The sequence below is a fragment of the Leeuwenhoekiella sp. W20_SRS_FM14 genome, assembly GCF_052119605.1.
Taxonomy (GTDB): Bacteria; Bacteroidota; Bacteroidia; order Flavobacteriales; family Flavobacteriaceae; genus Leeuwenhoekiella.
This window is the reverse complement of sequence record NZ_JBGQOK010000005.1, coordinates 32,619-53,173: the sequence shown is the minus strand read 5'-3', so window position 1 is coordinate 53,173 and position 20,555 is coordinate 32,619. Positions and strand designations below refer to the sequence as shown.

At 36.1% G+C, this 20,555-nt stretch carries 18 protein-coding genes and 1 pseudogene; 10 read left to right on the top strand and 9 right to left on the bottom strand.

Annotated features, from left to right (window positions below; genetic code table 11):
- The first annotated feature begins 101 nt into the window (after positions 1–101).
- The 3 genes from ACEN25_RS10050 to ACEN25_RS10040 all read left to right on the top strand — a co-directional run bounded on the left by ACEN25_RS10050 (position 102) and on the right by ACEN25_RS10040 (position 1,942).
- Positions 102–1,121, top strand: a complete 1,020-nt coding sequence (locus ACEN25_RS10050; protein ID WP_441802795.1) for a glycoside hydrolase family 113 — start codon at positions 102–104, stop codon at positions 1,119–1,121.
- An 83-nt stretch (positions 1,122–1,204) separates the two neighbouring features.
- The gene (locus tag ACEN25_RS10045) at positions 1,205–1,363 is read left to right on the top strand and encodes a YqaE/Pmp3 family membrane protein (RefSeq protein ID WP_081817369.1); all 159 of its coding nucleotides are present in this window, start codon (positions 1,205–1,207) and stop codon (positions 1,361–1,363) included.
- Between the two features lie 57 nt (positions 1,364–1,420).
- Complete coding sequence (locus ACEN25_RS10040; RefSeq protein WP_441802794.1) at positions 1,421–1,942, top strand: VOC family protein; 522 nt, start codon at positions 1,421–1,423, stop codon at positions 1,940–1,942.
- 73 nt (positions 1,943–2,015) lie between these two features.
- On the opposite strand, the gene ACEN25_RS10035 is transcribed toward ACEN25_RS10040, so the two are convergent.
- Both ACEN25_RS10035 and ACEN25_RS10030 read right to left on the bottom strand, forming a co-directional pair.
- Positions 2,016–2,720: a TIGR04283 family arsenosugar biosynthesis glycosyltransferase gene (locus ACEN25_RS10035; protein ID WP_441802793.1), complete on the bottom strand. Its 705-nt coding sequence runs from the start codon at positions 2,718–2,720 to the stop codon at positions 2,016–2,018.
- A gap of 125 nt (positions 2,721–2,845) precedes the next feature.
- Positions 2,846–3,637 carry a DUF547 domain-containing protein gene (locus ACEN25_RS10030; protein ID WP_441802792.1) on the bottom strand — a complete coding sequence of 264 codons (792 nt, stop codon included), beginning with the start codon at positions 3,635–3,637 and terminating at the stop codon, positions 2,846–2,848.
- Between the two features lie 231 nt (positions 3,638–3,868).
- On the opposite strand from ACEN25_RS10030, the gene der reads away from it, so the two are divergent.
- The 4 genes and pseudogenes from der (at position 3,869) to ACEN25_RS10010 (ending at position 10,949) form a co-directional block, all read left to right on the top strand.
- Positions 3,869–5,173 (top strand): ribosome biogenesis GTPase Der, encoded by a 1,305-nt coding sequence (der, locus tag ACEN25_RS10025; RefSeq protein WP_028376503.1) that lies wholly within the window; start codon positions 3,869–3,871, stop codon positions 5,171–5,173.
- 119 nt (positions 5,174–5,292) lie between these two features.
- Positions 5,293–5,622, top strand: a pseudogene (locus tag ACEN25_RS10020) (carboxypeptidase-like regulatory domain-containing protein); the annotation flags it as partial.
- 933 nt (positions 5,623–6,555) lie between these two features.
- Positions 6,556–8,028, top strand: a complete 1,473-nt coding sequence (locus tag ACEN25_RS10015) for an outer membrane beta-barrel protein (RefSeq protein ID WP_441802990.1) — start codon at positions 6,556–6,558, stop codon at positions 8,026–8,028.
- A 119-nt stretch (positions 8,029–8,147) separates the two neighbouring features.
- Entirely contained in the window at positions 8,148–10,949 is a 2,802-nt protein-coding gene (locus ACEN25_RS10010; RefSeq protein ID WP_441802791.1) for an outer membrane beta-barrel protein, read from the top strand.
- Here the strand turns inward: ACEN25_RS10010 and ACEN25_RS10005 are convergent.
- On the bottom strand, positions 10,897–12,384 hold the full coding sequence (locus tag ACEN25_RS10005; protein WP_441802790.1) for a hypothetical protein: 1,488 nt from the start codon (positions 12,382–12,384) through the stop codon (positions 10,897–10,899). The two genes, ACEN25_RS10010 and ACEN25_RS10005, sit on opposite strands and share 53 nt — an antisense overlap.
- 151 nt (positions 12,385–12,535) lie before the next feature.
- Here ACEN25_RS10005 and yiaA point away from each other — a divergent pair, with 151 nt between their 5' ends.
- Positions 12,536–13,000: an inner membrane protein YiaA gene (gene yiaA, locus ACEN25_RS10000; protein WP_441802789.1), complete on the top strand. Its 465-nt coding sequence runs from the start codon at positions 12,536–12,538 to the stop codon at positions 12,998–13,000.
- Between the two features lie 103 nt (positions 13,001–13,103).
- On the opposite strand, the gene ACEN25_RS09995 is transcribed toward yiaA, so the two are convergent.
- The 6 genes from ACEN25_RS09995 to ACEN25_RS09970 are packed head-to-tail and all read right to left on the bottom strand — an operon-like array spanning position 13,104 to position 16,785.
- The gene (locus tag ACEN25_RS09995; protein WP_441802788.1) at positions 13,104–13,556 is read right to left on the bottom strand and encodes a DUF5063 domain-containing protein; all 453 of its coding nucleotides are present in this window, start codon (positions 13,554–13,556) and stop codon (positions 13,104–13,106) included.
- Between the two features lie 45 nt (positions 13,557–13,601).
- Positions 13,602–14,423 (bottom strand): TPM domain-containing protein, encoded by an 822-nt coding sequence (locus ACEN25_RS09990; protein ID WP_441802989.1) that lies wholly within the window; start codon positions 14,421–14,423, stop codon positions 13,602–13,604.
- Complete coding sequence (locus ACEN25_RS09985; RefSeq protein ID WP_441802787.1) at positions 14,411–14,851, bottom strand: TPM domain-containing protein; 441 nt, start codon at positions 14,849–14,851, stop codon at positions 14,411–14,413. Before ACEN25_RS09985 ends, ACEN25_RS09990 begins: the two co-directional genes overlap by 13 nt.
- Positions 14,851–15,468 carry a LemA family protein gene (locus tag ACEN25_RS09980; protein ID WP_441802786.1) on the bottom strand — a complete coding sequence of 206 codons (618 nt, stop codon included), beginning with the start codon at positions 15,466–15,468 and terminating at the stop codon, positions 14,851–14,853. The genes ACEN25_RS09985 and ACEN25_RS09980 overlap by 1 nt, the downstream gene beginning before the upstream one ends.
- 10 nt (positions 15,469–15,478) lie before the next feature.
- Positions 15,479–15,808, bottom strand: a complete 330-nt coding sequence (locus tag ACEN25_RS09975) for a MerR family transcriptional regulator (protein WP_028376493.1) — start codon at positions 15,806–15,808, stop codon at positions 15,479–15,481.
- On the bottom strand, positions 15,808–16,785 hold the full coding sequence (locus ACEN25_RS09970; RefSeq protein WP_028376492.1) for a M23 family metallopeptidase: 978 nt from the start codon (positions 16,783–16,785) through the stop codon (positions 15,808–15,810). Before ACEN25_RS09970 ends, ACEN25_RS09975 begins: the two co-directional genes overlap by 1 nt.
- 131 nt (positions 16,786–16,916) lie before the next feature.
- Here ACEN25_RS09970 and alaS point away from each other — a divergent pair, with 131 nt between their 5' ends.
- Both alaS and ACEN25_RS09960 read left to right on the top strand, forming a co-directional pair.
- The gene (gene alaS / locus ACEN25_RS09965; RefSeq protein WP_441802785.1) at positions 16,917–19,529 is read left to right on the top strand and encodes an alanine--tRNA ligase; all 2,613 of its coding nucleotides are present in this window, start codon (positions 16,917–16,919) and stop codon (positions 19,527–19,529) included.
- Positions 19,530–19,538: 9 nt separating this feature from the next.
- Positions 19,539–20,486, top strand: a complete 948-nt coding sequence (locus ACEN25_RS09960; RefSeq protein ID WP_441802784.1) for a GSCFA domain-containing protein — start codon at positions 19,539–19,541, stop codon at positions 20,484–20,486.
- Positions 20,487–20,555: the final 69 nt, after the last annotated feature.

Sequence of the window (20,555 nt, the reverse complement as noted above, 5' to 3'; positions counted from 1 at the left end):
AAAGATAAGACATCGCTCGCTTTAAACAGCGGGCAATACAGCTATTTTAAAGATGTATTTTAAAATAGAACTTGTCTAAATTTCAAGTATTTTTGATATCTATGAAAAAGTCGTTTTCCTTAATTATAACTAACATTATTTTATTTGTATTAATAGGTTGTTCTGCTACGCCGGTTATTCAGGATAAGATTAATGGAGTAAGTTTTGTGTCGTCTAGAGATACTCTAGTTCAATCTCATATTGAACCCGTCTTGAAGATAAAGGCAAGTCATGCGGCCATTATGCCATTTGCATTTGTAAGAGATCAAAACAACCCCGAACTTATATTTAATACCGAAAGGCAATGGTATGGTGAGCGTTATCAGGGAGCCAGACAATATATAGAAGCACTTCATGCTAATAAAATTAAGGTCATGCTTAAGCCGCATATCTGGATTTGGAAAGGTGTTTTTACGGGTGATATGCAAATGAATACTGAAGAAGAATGGGGTATTTTTGAGCAGAGTTATGAAACCTATATTTTATTATATGCGGCACTTGCCGAAGAGACAAATGTTGAGATTTTTTGTATAGGTACCGAGTTGTATAATTTTACAAATGCGCGTAAAGCGTTTTGGGAACAGCTCATTAAAAAAGTACGCGGAGTTTATACCGGTAAAATCACCTATGCCGAAAATTGGGATAAGGTTGATAAAGTTACATTCTGGAGTCAACTCGATTATATAGGGGCAGATGCTTACTTTCCGGTTTCAGAATTAGAAACACCCGCAATTAGTGACGCTAAAGCAGGTTGGAAAAATCATAAGCAATTACTTCTAACGCTTTCTAAAAAGCATAATAAACCCATTTTGTTTACAGAATTTGGTTACCGAAGTGCAGATTATGCGGGAAAAGAGCCGTGGGCGAGTGATCGCCACGAAGGTAAAATGAATGCCGAAGCGCAATCAAATTTATACGAAGCTGTATTTGAAGAATTCTGGGATGAACCCTGGTTTGCCGGCGGCTTTGTCTGGAAATGGTTTCATAACCACGAGCGGGCTGCACTCGAAGAAAATAACCGATTTACACCTCAGGGAAAACCAGCAGCAGAAGTGCTTAAAAAATGGTACTCTAGAATGTAAAACTCTTGCCAATTAAGATTTGTTTAAGTGGGTTAAAAATGTATTCTTAATACCTTGTTTGTCTAATCAATAAACAAACCACAATGTCAATACTTACTATTTTAATTACTATTATACTTCCACCACTGGCTGTAGCCATGAATAAGGGTATAGGAAAAGATTTTATCATTAATGTAATCCTAACTTTATTAGGCTGGTTGCCTGGTGTCATTCACGCATTTTACGTGAACAGCAGAGGATAATTGTTGATATAAATTAATTGAAGGTTTTTATAAGTACATTTATAAAAACCTTTTTTTATGAACTATAAGTCCTATTTAATATCCATACTTTCTTTATTTAATCTTATGAGTTACGCACAAGAATCAAATTTTAAAGCAAATGCGCTAACAGCTGCAGTAATATCTAGCGACAGTGAGAAATCACTTCATTTTTATAAAGATATTTTAGGTTTACAAGATGCCGGAGTGATTGAAATTGACAGTGCGTTTGCAAAACGATTAGGTCTTTCAGATAACGTTCCTTTTCACGTAGATGTTCTAAAATTTTCTGATTCTCCTGAATCACCAAATTTGAAAATCGTGTCTTTTAATACAAAAAATAAAGCAGAACCTGTAAATACCTTTATTGAAAGGCAATTGGGACTTCAGTATTTAACCTTGAATGTACATTCCTTAAATGCTATAATGGAAGCTATTAATAACGAAGAGATTAAAACTGAAGGGGAAACTCCGATTAAATTAGCAGAAGACCGATATCTATTATTAGTAAAAGATCCTGACGGTGTTTTTATAGAATTGATAGGAGACTACGACGAGTAAACTAAAAAATTAAAGAATCAAAAAACCCCATAAATTTTATTTACGGGGTTTTTTATGTTTAAATAAATCAGGTCTATTTCTTTAATTTCTTGCGATAGTATGCGTGAAGTTCTTCAGCATTAGCGCCCAACCATTTTTTTATATAAATGATTAGAAAGTGGTATTGAACAAACCATACACCGTATTTTTCATAAAGACGCGCAGATGAAACCAGCGGTTCTTGAATAACTACAAATTTATCTCGGGTGTATAATTCGTTTATTAAAATATTGTCTTCATAAATAATGTAGCTTTCATCAAAACCTCCTATTTCTTCAAAAAGACCACGCGTAATAAACTGACTTTGATCGCCACCTCTACATGCGCGCCATCTAAATTTTGTAAAATAACTTGCCAATTTTAGCCACCAGTGATTGCTGTTAAATTGCATTTTAAAACAGCCGGCAGGGTTTCCTTTAGCTACTTCTTCTAAAATATAGTGGTCATAATTTTTAGGCGGAAAGGAGTCTGCATGTAAAAAGTATAAAATATTACCGGTCGCTTGTTGTGCACCCGCATTCATTTGCTTAGCACGCCCGCGACTCGAATTTATAATTTTAGTTTTTATACCCCCTGTGTTTTTAAATTCCTGAGCCACTTTAAGTGTATCATCACAGCTTCCTCCATCTACAATTAAAACCTCTAAATTTTGAGGTTCAGCAGCGTAAACCACCAGGTGATTTAATACTATAGGTAAATTATGAGATTCATTAAGAACCGGAATAACTATGCTTAACATAAAAATTTAGTCTGTAGAAAATTAGGAGAAGTAGTTAGTCTCAAAGCTACTATAAATGTGTACTTATATGAAATGAAAAATCCTACAATTTGCAGGATTTTTCGTTACAGGACATCATAAGCTTTTTACTGCTTGTTTAAATTCCAGTTATAGTCTTTATACGTTACAGTAGTACCTGCATTAATTTTAGTGTTACTGTATTGATTTATATAATCAATAACTGTAGGAGTTTTTGAGGTGATAAAATCTTTCTTATACCAGTCAAATAAAGAAGAAACTTTTGCAGTTTTAGCAGAAATTTCATTCTTATCAGAATTAATAAACTCTTTAGTAACCTTATCTAATTGTTCATTAATTTTTCCGGCAGTATAAGCTTCATCTAAAAGTTTAGGACAAGAAATAGAAGCGCAATTAATTGCAAAATGAATACGAGGATCGTTCATTTTTCTAAGGATACCATTTTCAATTCCACCTAATGAAAGTTTGCGATCACCCACAGGTACAATTGCTTTTGTCCAGGCGCCATCAATATCTTTAATACTTTTAGTAGGGTAATTTTCAACAATAAGACTTACAGTATTGGCGTTGTATAAGTTTATATAATACGCTAATAATTCTTGTACAGACCAGTCATTTCCTGGATTGTAATCCGCTAATTTTTGAATATATGCGTCAAGTTTAGATTTGTCTTTTTTAAATCCTTCATAGTTTACAAGACCGGCGGCGTTTACGTGTTTTTTAAGTAATGCATTCCAATCACTATGATCTACATTAACAGCAGAATTTGCTGTTGTTGAAGTCAAATCTGCAGGCACTTCTTTTGTAGGTTGGCCAGCGCTGCTTAGCCCGGCTGCAGAAAGTAAATTGCAACTTTGTAAGCTAAAAGCTACTATAAGGCATATTATTAATCGTTTCATAAGTAAATACATATCTGTGTTATTTGGTAATACATACGCAAGGTAACAGCATGTAGATTTTTGAAGTTGCATATTAACATCATTATTAACACTATTTAGGTAAACTTTAATTGTAAACGCGCTTGTTCTTAGGTATATCATTGATTTAATGTTTTTTACGTAATATTCTTTGCAGTATTACAGATGTATTTAATTGTCGTAATTTTGCAGCGCTAAAAGCACTAAGACAGCATTATGAGTATTGTAGCTATTGTAGGGAGACCTAATGTGGGGAAGTCCACTTTTTTTAATCGATTAATTCAACGTCGTGAGGCAATTGTTGACGCCGTAAGCGGTGTAACCCGAGATCGCCACTATGGTAAGACAGATTGGAACGGACGTGAGTTTTCTGTAATTGATACCGGGGGTTATGTAAAAGGGAGTGATGATGTATTTGAGGCAGAGATAGACAAGCAGGTAGAACTTGCAATTGATGAGGCAGATGCAATACTTTTTATTGTTGACGTTGAGGCAGGTGTTACCGGGATGGATGAAGACGTGGCAACGCTCTTAAGACGGGTGAATAAACCTGTGTTTCTTGTAGTGAATAAGGTAGATAATGCAATGCGTGAAGAAAACGCAGTAGAATTTTACAGTCTGGGTCTGGGCAATTATTTTACCATCGCCAGTATAAGTGGTAGTGGTACAGGAGATTTATTAGATGCTCTTGTAGAAGCGTTACCAGAAGAAGAGCCTGTTGAAGAAACAATTTTACCTCGATTTGCAGTTGTAGGAAGACCTAATGCGGGAAAATCTTCTTTTATTAATGCACTTATAGGAGAGAACAGATATATTGTTACAGATATTGCGGGTACTACTCGCGATTCTATAGATACGCGTTATAACCGTTTTGGGTTTGAATTTAATCTTGTAGATACAGCGGGAATACGTCGTAAGGCTAAAGTAAAAGAAGATCTTGAGTTTTACTCGGTGATGCGTTCTGTACGTGCCATAGAACATTGTGATGTATGTCTGGTTGTTTTAGATGCAACAAGAGGATTTGACGGGCAGGTTCAGAATATATTCTGGCTTGCAGAACGCAATAGAAAAGGTATTGTGATTCTTGTTAACAAATGGGATTTAGTTGAAAAAGATCATAAATCTACCCGTGAGTTTGAGAAAGCTATTATGGAGCAGATGGAACCTTTTACTGATGTGCCTATTGTATTTATTTCTGCACTTACAAAACAACGTGTTTATAAAGCGATCGAGACGGCTGTACAGGTTTATGAGAACCGAAGCAAACGTATTAAAACCAGTGAGCTTAACGATACGATGCTCCCCTTAATTGAAGCATACCCTCCACCGGCTAATAAGGGTAAATACATCAAGATTAAATATTGTATGCAGTTGCCTACACCGCATCCGCAGTTTGCATTCTTTTGTAACTTACCTCAATATGTAAAAGAACCCTATAAACGTTTTATAGAAAATAAGTTGCGTGAGCACTTCGATTTTAAAGGTGTTCCTATAGCGGTATATTTCCGTAAAAAATAAAACTACAGATTAGTAATATAGATTTAAAAGCCACTTTTTAATAAAAGTGGCTTTTTGTTTTAAACCTTCTCGCATTATATAAGTCCAACGATAAATGTAAATAGTACATATATTGACTTATGAAGCAAATACTACTTCTCACTTTCTGTTTTTTAACATTAACACTTCCTGCTCAAGATTTTTTAATAGATGGGAAAACAGTAGATGCTCAAGGTATTGCATTAGAATCTGCTACAGTATATCTAGAGAAAGTAAGTGATAGTAGTCTAGTCACCTATGCAATAACAGATAAAGATGGGGTCTTTAAACTGGAAGGGACTACAAAAGAAAAGCAGGTGAACCTTTTTATTTCTTACGCCGGCTTTAAACCATACCGCAAGAAATTAACCATACAGCCTACTTTAAGTCTTGAGGTTTTAAAATTAGAAGTTCAGGATAACTTACTTGATGAGGTTCTCGTGGTTGCTAATCGTGCTCCTGTAACTATAAAAAAAGACACGCTAGAATTTAATGCAGCCTCTTTTGAGACCAGACCAGATGCTAATCTTGAAGAATTACTCAAAAAACTTCCGGGCGCCGAAGTAGATTCTGATGGAGCCATTACGATAAATGGAAAGCCGGTTTCGCGTATTCTCGTAAACGGAAAAGAATTTTTTGGAGATGATCCTAAAATTGCAACTAAAAATCTTCCGAAGGAAATCATTCAAAAATTACAGGTGGTTGATACAAAAACGAAGTCTGAAGAATTTACCGGTAAGGCGGGTGATCCTGATAATAAGACCATTAATATAACCATCAAAGAAGATAAGAATAAGGGGTATTTTGCCAGAGCAACTGCGGGAGCAGGCACAAATGATCGCTATGAGATGAGTGGGATAGGTAATATTTTTAAAGATAATGAGCGTTTAACGGTTCTCGCAGGATCAAATAATATTAATAGCTCTGGGTTTGACTTTGATGATGTGTATGGGATGATGGGACGCAGCGGCGCACGGGCAGTCGAAGCAGGAAATAGAAGCGGAGGTATTACAAAGTCTGAAACTGCAGGGATAAATTACAGTAACGAGTGGTCTGATAAATACGAGTTTAACGGCGATTACTTTTTTGACCGAACAAATACAGATACCCGAAGCCGCAGAGAGCGAGAAAATATATTACCTGACACGACTTATTTCTCAAATTCTGAAAGCAATAGTAACGCATTTAATGACAGGCATCGGGCAAATGCACGTGTAGAAGTAGAGTTTGATACGCTAACCAGACTTTCATTTTCACCACGTTTTAATACAAATACCTTAAAATCTATGCGCACATCAAATGCAAACTCACTTGATGGAAACCGCGATTTAGTAAACGACACAGAAACTTCAGACCAGGAAGATGTGTTTAATTTAAGAGTGCGTAACAATCTTGATTTTATAAAACGTTTTGGGAGTAGAGGCGCCTATTTGCGATTAGACCTTTCGCAGGAATATAACAATCAGGAAAATGATAATTTATATTTTTCTGAAAGTAACTTTTTTGGTGCAAATGCCCGTACAGAAACACAAGATCAGTTTATTGCTGAAGAGGAAAAAGAATATCAATATGGGCTAGGTATTGAGCAACGATTAGTTTTGGCAACAGACTTTTATCTGGATTTGAATTATAATTTATCATCATCAACGTCTACAAACTCGAGATATGTTTTTGAGGCTGATACTACCGGCGATTATACCGTACGTAATGATACACTTAGTAGTAATTTTGAAGTAAAAACCTATAGAAATACACCCAGTATAGGACTAAATTACGATCACGAGGGATGGCGCATAAATGCAGATGTAGGTCTCTTAAATACCATTTTAAAAAATGACAACCTGCTTAGTCCTGTAAGTTTTGATAATACCTACAATAATCTGTATATACGTACAGGTATTCGGTATGAATTACAACGTTCTAAAAGTATATATATAGATTACCGCACAAATGCAAATACACCGTCTATACGACAATTACAACCGGTTCCAGACCGTACAAACCCATTAAATATTGTAATAGGTAACCCGGCATTGCGACCTGTTTACAGCCACAATATAGGAGGTGGTTTTAGAAGTTTCAATTTTGGTTCTGGTGGAGGAAGTGGAATTTTTAGTTCGTTCTCTCTAGATTTTACTGAAAATCAAGTTGTGTCTGTGAGTACTATAGGAGAAGATTTGAGACGTATTACTACCTATGCAAATGTAAACGGAGCGATGTCTGCTTCGGCAAGGGTTTTTTATACTAAAAGTACGCGTAAAGAAGCGCGTGAATTTAGATATAGATTGAGCCTTACGGGTAATCACGATAAGAACGTAGGTTTTACTAACGGTACGTTATTCGATTCAAAAAGACTGCGTATAAGTCCCGGTATTAGTTTTACGTATGCGATTCAGGAGCTTTTTAATATTAATCCTAGCTATAGTTTAACTTATAACGATACAAAATATTCAATAAATGCTAATCGTGATCAAGAGTTCATAAACCATAGAGTGGGATTTGAGGCAACAAGCTTTTGGCCAAAAAATATCATATTTGGTAATGACATCACCTACAACTATAATGGCAATGTTTCGCCTGGTTTTCAGAACTCATCTATATTATGGAATACTAGTCTTGGATATCAATTCTTAGATGAGAAAGCAACACTAAAGCTTAAAGTATATGATCTTTTAGATCAGGTTGTAGATACACAGAGAATCACGGGAGATGATTATGTGCAGGATACAAACAGTCTAATCTTAACGCAATATGCGATGTTGAGCATAACTTATAAGCTAAGTAACTTTGGAGGTAAAAGCGGCGGCTTACCCGGTGGGTCCCGTAGAAGAAGATAAAACCTTGGTTTAGTTCTAATTAATAGTCTGATCGACATGTTAAAATTATCTTAAATACTATAACTAATCTTATAGTTATAAATTAATTGCTGTAATTCGTACATCAATCAAAATCATTTATGAATAATCGCTATCTACTGAGCTTAGTAATAAGCTTTATCTCCATTTGTACATTTGCTCAAGATTTTAAAATAACCGGAAATCTTAAAGACGGTGAGCAGAAAACCCCTTTAGAAGCGGCAACTGTCGTATTAGAAACTATTAAAGACAGCACAGTTATTACTTATACTATAAGTGATCGCAATGGTGGTTTTGAGCTAAAAGGACGTACACAACTAGAAAAGGCTAATCTCTTTGTAACTTTTGTAGGTTATGAGTCCTATGAACGGGAAATAGACATTTCTAAAAGTAGCAATCTGGATTTAGGAACGGTTTTCTTAGATTTTCAGGTAGAATCTTTAGGAGATGTTATTGTTAAGTCGAGAACTCCACCTGTGATTATTAAGAAAGATACGTTAGAATTTAATGCAGCCTCCTTTAAGACTAAACCAGATGCTACGCTTGAAGATTTATTAAAGGAATTACCGGGAGCAGAAGTTGATGAAAGCGGGCAAATACGTATAAATGGGAAGCCTGTAAACCAAATTTTAGTAAATGGAAAGCCATTTTTTGGCGACGATCCTACCATAGCAACACGTAACCTTACTAAAGAAATTATTAATAAAATACAGGTTGTAGATACAAAAACTGAGTCTGAAGAATTTGCGGGAGAAGAGGGAGATGCAGACAATAAAACGATAAATATCACAATAGACGAAGATAAAAACAAGGGAATTTTTGGGCGAGTTGCGGCAGGTGCGGGTACAGATGACCGTTTTGAATATGCCGGTCTGGTTAATTATTTTGACAATGACTTACGCGTAAGCGTTCTGGGAGGAGGAAACAATATTAATTCCCCCGGATTTAGTTTTGGAGAAATCGAGAAAATGTTTGGAGGGGCTAACTATATTGCTTTTAACGACAATGGGTCATTTAATATTAATGGTCGAAGCTTTGGAGGAGGTCAGGGAGTGACTAATTCTCGTACAGCGGGAGCAAATCTCGCTAATGACTTTGGAGAAAAGATAGAAACCTCTGCAGATTACTTCTATTCGGCAGCAGATAGCTTTGAAGAAACAAACCGCTCACGCGAAAATATTCTACCTCAGAATCGTTTTTTTTCAAAGTCCTTTTCTTCTTCAAATACCAGCACAGACAATCATAGCGCAAATATGCGTTTTCAGGCTAAAATAGATTCTACGCTTATGATTGAGATCTTACCAAAATTGAGATATGTTGAAGGAAGAAATAACAACTTTGGGAGATCATCTACTACAAATGCAGATGGTGAGCAGGTAAATGTTAGTGAATACAACAACCGTGGTGTTAGAACCAATCGCGAATTTGAAACACGATTAACCACAACTAAAAAATATGGTAATGGAGGTGGTTTTATTAGAGCCAATGCAAATGTGAGTAGTAATGATAATGAGCGGGATGATTTTTTAAATTCTCAAACAGATGTCTTTGGGAATGACCCGCAAGAAATAGATCGAAATCAATTTACAGACGGAAACGATCTGGTTAAAAAATTTAATTCAAGTGTATCGTGGCGCTTACCTATTATTGCTAAAAAGCTTTTTGTAGAGACTAAATACGAGTATAATGCAGAACGCAGAACAAATACGCAGCTCGTTTATGGTTTTGACGCAACAGACCAATTGTATAACGAAATCATATTACCTCAAAGTACCGATTTTAAAAGTGAGAATACCTATCAACGACCAGAGCTAGGATTTAATTATAATGGAGAGAAATTAAATGCAGGGTTAAGTGCAGGCTATGTTATGCGAAAGCTTACCGGTGAAGATCGTCTTACAGATGAGAATGGTGACCGGGTGCGGGATATTGATTTTGAGAATGATTTTGATGCGGTTGAGGCAAATGCGAATTTGAGATATAGGTTTAATAAAAAAATGAGTTTATGGACGAGTTATCGTCTTAATAACGATGCTCCAGACGTGCGACAATTGTCGCCATATGTAGATGTTTCAGATCCATTGAATACAGTACAGGGTAATCCTAACCTTGATCCCACAAACAGGCATTCATTTAACTTAGGCTTAAATAACTATGACTGGGCTTCGCGAACCGGTTACTATAGTTATTTTAGTGTAAATGTCACTAATAATCAAGTTGTTAATCAAACGCAGGTAGATGACAATTTTGTAAGAAATACCACCTTTACAAATGTAGATGGTACCTATAATGCATACGCGAGTTTAAGCTATAATAAAGATTTTAAGTTAGATAGTTTACGCACACTTAAAGTAGAATTAAGCACCTACGGAAATTTAAATAGGTTTGTAAATTTCTTTAATGCAGATCAATATGCAAGTTTGACTAAGAGTTATACACCAGCTTTAGGACTTCGATTTACGTGGAAAGATCTCTTTGAGATTCGACCGGAGTACAGAGTTAGTTTTACTGAAACTTCGTTTAATAGAGATTTCTTCGAAGGCCGAAATTTTACACAACATAACATGCGCATACGTACCACTACCTATTTTCCAAAATGGCTCACCTGGGAAAACGACATCAGATATGTTTATAACCCTAATGTAGGTGCAGATTTTCAGCAAGACGCTATTTTTTGGAATACTTCTCTTGCATATTCTTTTATGAAAGATAAATCGTTAATTACCTTTAAAGTATATGACCTGCTTGACCAGAATACTAACTCGCGTCGTAATGCTACAGAGTCGTATGTAGAAGATGTACAAAGCACCGTTTTACAGCAGTATTTTATGTTGAGTTATAGCTATAAGTTTAATACACTGGGTAAGAAAGGTGAGGTAAGAGAGAATAATTGGTTTGATTAACGAGTTCAAGAGTAACCACGTAAAGATTGCGTTTGTACATTTTAGACTTAAGCCAGGCATAAAAGCTCATGGCAAATAGATCTTCACGGTCATTACCTACCCATTTAAAAGACCCTTCAACCTGTTCTAAAAAAGATACAGTTGTTACAATCTGCGGATTATCATAGTACTTACCTGCAAGTTTAATAAAGTGCATCGCTCGTTCTTCTCCTAAAGCAAGGAGTTTGCTAAAGAATCGTTTATGTAAAGATTTTTGTTTCTGTAGTACAAGATCAAGTTTATCTAACTCAATTAATAAAAGCAGCGCAATGATTTCTTTCTTAACAACCCAAAGAAGACCCAGCTGTTTCTCATAAAACTGATCACTATGATTCAGCTTTTTATAAGTTGTATAAGCGTCTTTAAACCTGTTTTGATGAAAATACAGTGTCATTAAAAGCAATTGCACTCTGGGAGACTTATCTTTTACGTTTTCACAAAGTAAAATAGCCTGATTAAAATGTCCCAGATAGTTTAATGCGAGCGATCTAAGCACTAGAGCCGAAATGTAAAATTGATTGCGATACTTATCTGTGAGTTGTGTATTTAACTCCTCAAGATAAGCAATTGATTTTTTGAATTTTTTATTTCTAAATGCATTTGAAGCCATTAGATATAAAATCTGCAAATGATAATAGCTGTGTTTTTCTGAAGTGTTTTTTTGTTTTATAAACATAAAAGCCTCTTCCATTAATGGGGCTATGTGGTAATAATCGCTCTCTAATTCTGCCGTGTCACTCAATAAATCCATAAACTGAAACAAAGATTTATAGGTGAATTCCTCATTAGGCATAATGTCAAAGCGCTTAAAGGTATCTTCTAAAATGTTTAATGCGTTTGGTGTAGTGTTTTGCAATTGGTTTTTTAATGATGCATAGGCTTGTTGTAATTTAAAAGCAGAATTAAGATGTTCTAAATTTTTACTGCTTTTAACTAAAACATCTTCAAAATTAATATGCTCAATTAGATGTACATATTGCAGCTGCGTATCATAAATCTCATGTAATGCGGTATATAATTCATAATTAACGGCAAGTGCTTCTGCTTTGCAAATGGTTTTCCAGCCTAGTTTATTAAGCTTTTGTTCAAAGAGAATCCTACTTGCTAAAATGAGTTTTAATGTCAACATCTCTTCGCCAGATTCTTCAGAAAAACTTTTAGAAGCTATAAAATCTAGAAGGCTATCGAGTAAGCGTTTATTTAATGCGTGGTATGCATTTCGGTTGGGTTTTTTATAGAGTGACTCGTGAAGATTTAGAGTTTCACCTTTACAGACTTTTTTAAACAGTTCAATGTTTTTTGTGTCGCCTCGCCTGTTTTTATTTTTCAAAAACTGTATAACCTGATGTTGCTCTTCAGCAGTAAAAGTATTTATTAATTGAAATAGAGCAGACATTTAATCGTAAGTTATTGATAAGATAAAGTCAATAAAACTATGGGATAAATATAGATTAATATAAATTAAATAGTAAGTATTTAAAAAAAATGAAGTTTCAATTTATTTTTTGTCATGGCATCTTTGTCATCTAATTATCAAAACAACTAGTATGGAATCTACATTTGAAAATGAGAAAAACACGTTGAATTCTGAAAATATTAAGCAGCACAGCGTATTAAACAGTAAACCTACATCTGCATTTGTATCTGCTGCCTGGTCAGCTCTGTTTATAGGTATGACTGCGTTCTGCATCGGTTTATGGAATGCCTCTATGTTACTCAACGAGAAAGGGTACTATTTTACGATTTTACTATTTGGGTTATTCTCGGTAATATCTGTACAGAAGAGTGTGCGGGACAGACAGGAGGGAATAGAAGTGACGGATATTTATTATAGTATAAGCTGGTTTACGACAATTGCTTCAATCTTATTATTAATAGTAGGGCTGTGGAATGCAGATCTTACGCTTAGTGAAAAAGGGTTTTATGGTATGGCTTTTACCTTAAGTATGTTTGCTGCTGTAACCGTTCAGAAAAATACACGTGATTTAAAACTGTATCAAAAAGTAAAATAGATATAAAAACATACATCAAGACCTGTTTTGGTTACACAACAGGTTTTGATAGTTAGATCAAAACGACTCTATACCTAAGAGTCGTTTTGTATTTAAAATAGTTTTAAGCTTCTAAGGCTTTTAAATACTGAAGAAGATTTAATAGATGTTGTTCTGAGTGAACACGCATCAATGTATTAAAATACCAGAGACCGTCATTTAAACTAGTATTCTCTAAACGCCAGGCCACTTCGCTTAAATCTAAGATAAGGTCTGTAAGGTCGTCTAAGGCATCACCTTTTTCGATTTGAAGCTTATTATTATGATCTAATATTCCATCTAAATTTGAATAGAATCCTAAATCTGGGAAATTCAATTTTACCTGAGCGTAAACAATACCATAGTTTAAACGTTTTACATCGTTGTACACCTGTTGATCAAAACTTGATTCGAGATTTATATAAAGCGCATAAACGTCTGCAAGTGCTTTTTTAAGTGTTTTGTGTTTGTTATCTAGGATCACAGTTTTAGTTCCGAACTGTGTGACTTGATGAATAAGGTCTATAAAAGAATTCAAGAAATGCGTTTTTAAATGTTGAGTCTTGCGAGTTAGATAAAGTATCTACCAGCCTCCAGAAGCGCCACCGCCTCCAAAGCCACCACCGCCGAAGCCGCCTCCAAAACCGCCACCGCCAAAGCCACCTCCAGATGAACCTCCACCAAAGCCACCGCCACCCAGGCCACCACGACCCATACTGCTAAGTATAATTACATCGAGCAAACTGCCGGCACCACTGCGACTACCGCCATTTTTACCGCCGCCGCCGCGTGAACGGCTCAAAATAAAGACAATTACGAGGAAGATTATAATTATGGGCAGTAAGCTCACCGGTTTAGAATTATCCTGCTGTCGTGTACCTTCATATTCGCCCTGTAGCATTTGAAAAATAGCATCTGCAGCCTGGTCTAAACCTGCATAAAAATCTCCATTTCTAAACTGCGGAATCATTACCCGGTTTACGACTTGTTCTGCCATTCTATCTGTAATAATAGTTTCTATACCATACCCGGTATTGATGTCTACTTTACGATCTTGAGTAGCTAAGGTAATAAGAATACCATTGTCTTTATCTGCCTGGCCTATTCCCCATTTTTGACCCCATTTTGCTCCCAGCATACTAATGTCTTCCCCTTTTGTACTAGGGATTACAACGACAACAATTTGTGTTGAGGTGGTATCACTGTATTTGACAAGCTTATTTTCTAGAGCAGCTTTTTGACCAGCGTTGAGCAGGTTTGCATAATCGTAAACACTGGTCTGCTTTGAAGGTTTTTCAGGGATATCATATTGAGCAAAGCCTTTTGCCGAAAGACAAAAAAGCAATGCCAGAATTAATAAATGGCGAATGGTATATAATCGAGGTAAATAAATCAAGAGGTCGATATTTCGTCAGAGAGTTCATTAACGTCATCATCATCCCAGGGGAAGAAATGCGCGAGTTGCTCTCCGGCAGATTCTATGCCTTTTACAAGGCCGGTTTTAAAGTGAGCATTTTTAAATTCAGCTTGCATAAGATCTTTTGTACTTTGCCAAAAATCTGCAGGAACTACTTTGTTGATGCCACGGTCCCCACAAATAGCAAATTTCTTTGCATCAACTGCAACATAAATAAGAACGCCATTTTCGGCTTTAGTATTATCCATCTTTAATTGATGAAAAAGTACCTTAGCTCTATCTAAAGCTTCATGCGCACAGGTACGTTCTAAGTGAACGCGTATCTCGCCAGAAGTCTTCAGCTCTGCTTGTCGTATCGCTTCAACGATTTCCTGTTCTTCTTCCGCAGTTAAAAATTCTTCAACTAAAGATGCCATTATGCTGCTTCTTTATCGTTGAAGTCAAAATTTACTTCAGGAGCATTTTGTGCACCTTCATCTGCTTTAAAATAACCCATCTCTTCAAAGTTACCAATGAAATTATTTATCACATTATTTGGGAATGTTTTAATGTGTTTGTTATATGGAGCAATTGCCTCATTATAACGGTTACGCTCTACATTTATACGATTTTCTGTACGCTCTAGCTCGTTAATAAGTTCTTTAAAGTTTTCATTTGCTTTTAAATCTGGGTAGCGTTCTACCGTAACTAAAAGCCTAGATAATGCTGAGCTAACACCACTTTGTGCCTGTTGAAATTGCGCCAGTTGCTCTGGAGAAATATTTGTAGGATCTATAGTAACACCTGTAGCTTTTGAGCGTGCCTCGATAACATCGGTTAGGGTTTTTTGCTCAAATTCTGCATAACCTTTTGCTGTGTTCACAATATTAGGAATAAGATCAGATCTACGCTGGTACGAGCTCTCAACATTACCCCATTGTGCAACGGCATCTTCTTTTAATGTTATAGCGGTATTGTAAAAACCTTTAAAAAATGAGTAAGCAATGATTCCAAGTAGTACTACTACGACAATTGCGATAATTCCTTTTTTCATGTTAGATTGATTAGAGTTGATCTTTTAATTCTTGAAGCTGAGCTTTTATGTTTTCTAGCTTTCTAATAAGATCAAATTTGTTTAATGTTTGTTGTTTATTTTCTTTTAAATGTGTTTTAGCCCCTTCTAAGGTGAAGCCTCGCTCTTTTACCAGGTGATAAATTAGCTCCAGATTTTTTATATCTGTTGGAGTGAATTTACGGTTGCCCTTGGCATTCTTTTTTGGTTTTAAGACATCAAATTCTTTTTCCCAAAAGCGTATAAGTGATGTGTTTACATCAAAGGCATCAGCTACTTCGCCTATGCTGTAATATAGTTTTTCGGGCAGTTGAATATGCATTAATCCAAGGATTGGTTTTCGAGTTGTGCTTTTTGTAAAATTACATCAAACTCTTCTGGCGAAAGGTTTCCGTAGTAAAAATTAATTGGGTTTATACGTTCACCGTCTTTAAAAATCTCATAGTGCACGTGAGGTCCCTCAGAACGTCCTGTGCTTCCTACAAAACCTATTAAATCTCCACGCTTAACCTTTTGTCCTGGTTTTACATTGTATTTGTAAAGGTGGGCATATAAACTTTCATAACCATAACCGTGGTTAATACGTATATGATTACCATAACCAGTAGCATTATTATCTGCACGATCTATCACACCATCTCCTGTAGCATAAATAGGCGTACCACGCGGAGCAGTAAAGTCCATACCCCAATGCATCTTACGTTCTTTAGTAAATGGGTCAGATCTTAAACCATAACCCGAGGCAATGCGTGTTAAATCTTTATTAGCAACTGGTTGTATTGCTGGTATCGCAGCGAGAAGTTTTTCTTTTTCTTCCGCTAAAACAGCAATTTCATCTAGAGATTTGCTTTGTACTACGAGTTGTTTAGTTAAAATATCAAGACGCTTACTGGTCTCTATGATTTTTTTAGAATTATCATAACCTTCTAAATCTTTGTATCTGTTTACCCCACCAAAACCGGCTTTACGTTGCTCATCGGGTATAGGGTTTGCCTCAAAATATAGGCGATAAATATTGTTATCTCGTTCTTCTATCTCACCTAAAACCGTTTGAACCTGATCTAATTTTTTATTGAGTACGCCATATTGCATTTTCATATTTTGCAATTCGCGTTGTAATGCTTTTTCGTGGGGTGTTTCGAGATCTGGAATATTGAGGTAAATAAGAAGTAAGATAAAACCGGCTAAGAAAGAAGCGCCAATAGATAGTAGAACATAACCTAGTTTGCGGCCTTTTTTCTTTTCAATCTTTTTGTAAGAAAGGGTATCTCTGTCGTAATAATATTTAACCTTAGACATTAGCTAATTTATTCTATTTTTGCGTTAAAATTTTCGGCTCAAAATCCGCTTTTATCAAGGGGAAAACGAACAAATATAAAAAATAGTTTAGTGTCACTTTTAGTTTAACTAAACGCTATTAAAATCTGCACATGAAATCTCAAGAAATCCGCGATAAATTTCTAGAATTTTTTAAATCCAAAAATCATTCCATTGTAGCCTCTGCGCCAATGGTTATTAAAAATGATCCTACGTTGATGTTTACAAACGCAGGAATGAACCAATTTAAGGAATTTTTTCTTGGTAACAGTACCCCAAAAAATACGCGGGTGACAGATACGCAAAAATGTCTGCGCGTAAGCGGAAAACATAACGATCTGGAAGAGGTAGGTAAAGATACCTATCACCATACGATGTTTGAAATGCTGGGCAACTGGAGTTTTGGAGATTATTTTAAACCCGAAGCTATAAACTGGGCCTGGGAGCTTCTTACTGAAGTTTATAAGATAGATAAAGACAAATTGTATGTTACCATTTTTGAAGGTGACAGCAGTGAAAATCTGGAGCGTGATACTGAGGCTTATGATTTGTGGAGTAAGCACGTTGCCAAAGACCGTATCCTTAATGGAAACAAAAAGGACAACTTTTGGGAAATGGGCGATCAGGGACCTTGTGGGCCGTGTTCAGAAATTCATGTTGATTTACGTACCGAGGAGGAAAAGGCAAAAGTACCTGGAGCTTCACTTGTAAATGCAGATCACCCACAAGTTGTTGAAGTATGGAATTTAGTTTTTATACAATACAATCGTAAAGCTAACGGAAGTTTAGAAAATCTTCCAGCAAGACATATTGACACCGGGATGGGATTTGAGCGCTTGTGCATGGCGTTGCAAGACAAAAAATCAAACTACGATACCGATGTTTTTACACCCTTAATTCGAGAGATAGAAACTATTACTAATTCTAAGTATGCAGTTACAGAAGAAACTGATATTGCAATACGAGTAATTGCAGATCACGTACGCGCTGTGGCTTTTTCTATCGCAGATGGGCAACTGCCAAGTAATACTGGTGCCGGTTATGTAATACGCCGTATACTGCGTCGTGCAATACGTTATGGTTTTACCTTTTTAGATACTAAAGAACCCTTTATTTACAAACTGGTAAATGTTCTTTCTGATGAGATGGGCAAAGCTTTTCCCGAGCTTAAAAAGCAACAGAATTTAATTTACAATGTTATTAAGGAAGAAGAACAAAGTTTCTTACGCACTTTAGATCAGGGGTTAATTTTATTAGATTCGATACTGGCAGAGACTACAGGTAAGGAAGTATCTGGAGCAAAAGCTTTTGAATTATATGATACCTATGGTTTTCCTATAGACTTAACAGCACTTATTTTAAGTGAGAAAGGTTTCAGTCTAGATGAGAAAGGCTTTCAAGCGGAATTGCAAAAACAAAAAGACCGCTCTCGTGCTGCCGGAAAAATTGAAGCTGGCGATTGGACTGTCATAAGCGATGATGCAGAAGAAGAGTTTGTGGGTTATGACACGCTAAAAACTCCGGTAAAAATTACCCGCTACCGTAAAATAAATACCGTCAAAGAAGGTGATCAATACCAACTTGTTTTTAATCTAACCCCTTTCTATCCTGAAGGTGGTGGGCAAGTAGGTGATAAAGGATATTTAGAAGCTCCTAACGGTGATGTAGTTTATATTACCGATACAAAGAAAGAAAACAACCTCATTATACACATTGCTAAGAACCTTCCTAAAGATCTTGAGAATACCTTTACGGCTGTTGTTGATGAGAAACAGCGCAGCAGATCTGCTGCTAACCATACGGCGACCCATTTATTGCATCAGGCATTGCGATCTATTTTAGGTACTCATGTGGAGCAAAAGGGATCTATGGTACACAGTGGGTATTTGCGTTTTGACTTTTCGCATTTCGCTAAAGTAACTGCAGACGAATTGAAACAGGTAGAGCAATTTGTAAATGCGCGTATTCAAGAACAATTAGCTTTAGAAGAGCAACGCGCTATCCCTTACGATCAGGCAATTGCAGAAGGTGCAATTGCACTTTTTGGTGAGAAATACGGGGATGCTGTACGTGCTATTCGTTTTGGTAAGTCTATGGAGTTGTGCGGAGGAACGCACGTTGCAAATACCGCAGACATCTGGTATTTTAAAGTGAAGTCAGAAGGTGCTGTAGCATCTGGGATACGCCGTATAGAGGCCATTACCGGTGATGCGGTAATGCAGTATTTTGAAGAGCAAGATGAGCAACTTGAGGCGGTAAGAGATCTCTTGAACAATACTAAAGAACCTGCAAAAGCTATTGAAAGTTTACAAGAAGAAAATAACGAACTTAAAAAGCAACTCGAATCTTTATTAGCTGAAAAGGCTAAGGGTCTTAAAGGCGAGCTTAAAACAGAATTAGAAGCATTAAACGGAATTAATTTTCTGGCACGAGAGGTAGATCTTGACGCAAACGGAATTAAAGACCTTTCATTTCAGTTAGGTGGTGAGATAGATAATCTCTTTCTCCTGCTAGCTTCTCGACAGGGAGGTAAGGCTTTACTAAGTTGTTATATTGATAAAGAATTAGCCAAAGCAAAAAATTTAAACGCAGGTACTATTGTACGTGAATTAGGTAAGCACATACAAGGAGGAGGCGGCGGCCAGCCATTTTTTGCAACAGCCGGAGGTAAAAATCCCGAAGGTATTGATGCTGCTTTGAGTGCTGTAAAATCATACATCATTTAAAACAACGTATTGAAATTACAAACAACTATACCGCTAAAGCAATCTGATCGTCCTATAGACTATGACTCAGATTTGCTTTTAGTAGGGAGTTGTTTTGTTGAACATATAGGAGCTAAGTTAACCGACTTTAAATTTAAGTCGCTTACTAACCCCTTTGGTATTTTGTTTCACCCCGAAGCAATCGCACGTCTTTTTGAACGCGCTGTTTCTCAAGAGCAATTTACCGTCTTAGATGTAGAATTAGTAGAGGATTATTATGTCTCTTTAGATGCACATTCTAATCTAAATGCTTCAACAGATTCTACTGTCGTACTCAATCTAAATACGGCATTAGAAGACTTTCAGCATAAAATAAAAAAAGCTTCTCACGTAATTATAACTTTAGGAACTGCCTGGGGTTATAGACATATTTCACACAATAAGATTGTGGCAAATTGCCATAAAATCCCCCAAAATAAATTCACAAAAGAGTTAGCTAGTGTTGTCGAGGTCGAGCATGCATTAAACCGTATTGTAAAAGCTGTAGAGGCAATAAATCCAGAAGCTTCGGTCATATTTACAATATCGCCTGTACGCCATCTTAAAGATGGTTTTGTAGAAAATCAGCGAAGTAAAGCTCATTTAATCACGGCAGTACATGCTGTAATTACTAGTAATAGCAAGGTTCAATATTTTCCGTCTTACGAGATAATGATGGACGAATTGCGTGATTACAGATTTTATGATCGTGATTTAATACATCCTAATGAACTCGCTGTAGATTATATCTGGGAGCGCTTTTCTTTTGTTTATTTTGCTTCGGAAACACAAAAAAAAATGCTTCAGGTTGAAGAAATCCAGCGAGGCTTGAGACATCGTCCATTCAATCCTTCTTCGGCACAACATAAGAAATTCCTTAGAAAACTTGACGATAAAATAACTGCTCTTAAAATTCAAATACCTCATATTCAGTTTTAAATAGGGCAAATGCCTAATGGTTTTGTGTTTTAGTTTACGAGACATTTGTCTTATATCTAAAAAACAAAT

Bases quoted from the DNA above. Each gene is read 5' to 3' on its own strand.
- ACEN25_RS10050 (WP_441802795.1), top strand. From the start codon at position 102: ATGAAAAAGTCGTTTTCCTTAATTATAACTAACATTATTTTATTTGTA.
- alaS (WP_441802785.1), top strand. From the start codon at position 16,917: ATGAAATCTCAAGAAATCCGCGATAAATTTCTAGAATTTTTTAAATCC.
- ACEN25_RS10005 (WP_441802790.1), bottom strand. From the start codon at position 12,384: ATGTCTGCTCTATTTCAATTAATAAATACTTTTACTGCTGAAGAGCAA.
- ACEN25_RS09975 (WP_028376493.1), bottom strand. From the start codon at position 15,808: ATGCATATTCAACTGCCCGAAAAACTATATTACAGCATAGGCGAAGTA.
- ACEN25_RS10045 (WP_081817369.1), top strand. From the start codon at position 1,205: ATGTCAATACTTACTATTTTAATTACTATTATACTTCCACCACTGGCT.
- ACEN25_RS09970 (WP_028376492.1), bottom strand. From the start codon at position 16,785: ATGTCTAAGGTTAAATATTATTACGACAGAGATACCCTTTCTTACAAA.
- ACEN25_RS09980 (WP_441802786.1), bottom strand. From the start codon at position 15,468: ATGAAAAAAGGAATTATCGCAATTGTCGTAGTAGTACTACTTGGAATC.
- yiaA (WP_441802789.1), top strand. From the start codon at position 12,536: ATGGAATCTACATTTGAAAATGAGAAAAACACGTTGAATTCTGAAAAT.
- ACEN25_RS09985 (WP_441802787.1), bottom strand. From the start codon at position 14,851: ATGGCATCTTTAGTTGAAGAATTTTTAACTGCGGAAGAAGAACAGGAA.
- ACEN25_RS10040 (WP_441802794.1), top strand. From the start codon at position 1,421: ATGAACTATAAGTCCTATTTAATATCCATACTTTCTTTATTTAATCTT.
- ACEN25_RS10035 (WP_441802793.1), bottom strand. From the start codon at position 2,720: ATGTTAAGCATAGTTATTCCGGTTCTTAATGAATCTCATAATTTACCT.
- ACEN25_RS10010 (WP_441802791.1), top strand. From the start codon at position 8,148: ATGAATAATCGCTATCTACTGAGCTTAGTAATAAGCTTTATCTCCATT.
- ACEN25_RS10030 (WP_441802792.1), bottom strand. From the start codon at position 3,637: ATGAAACGATTAATAATATGCCTTATAGTAGCTTTTAGCTTACAAAGT.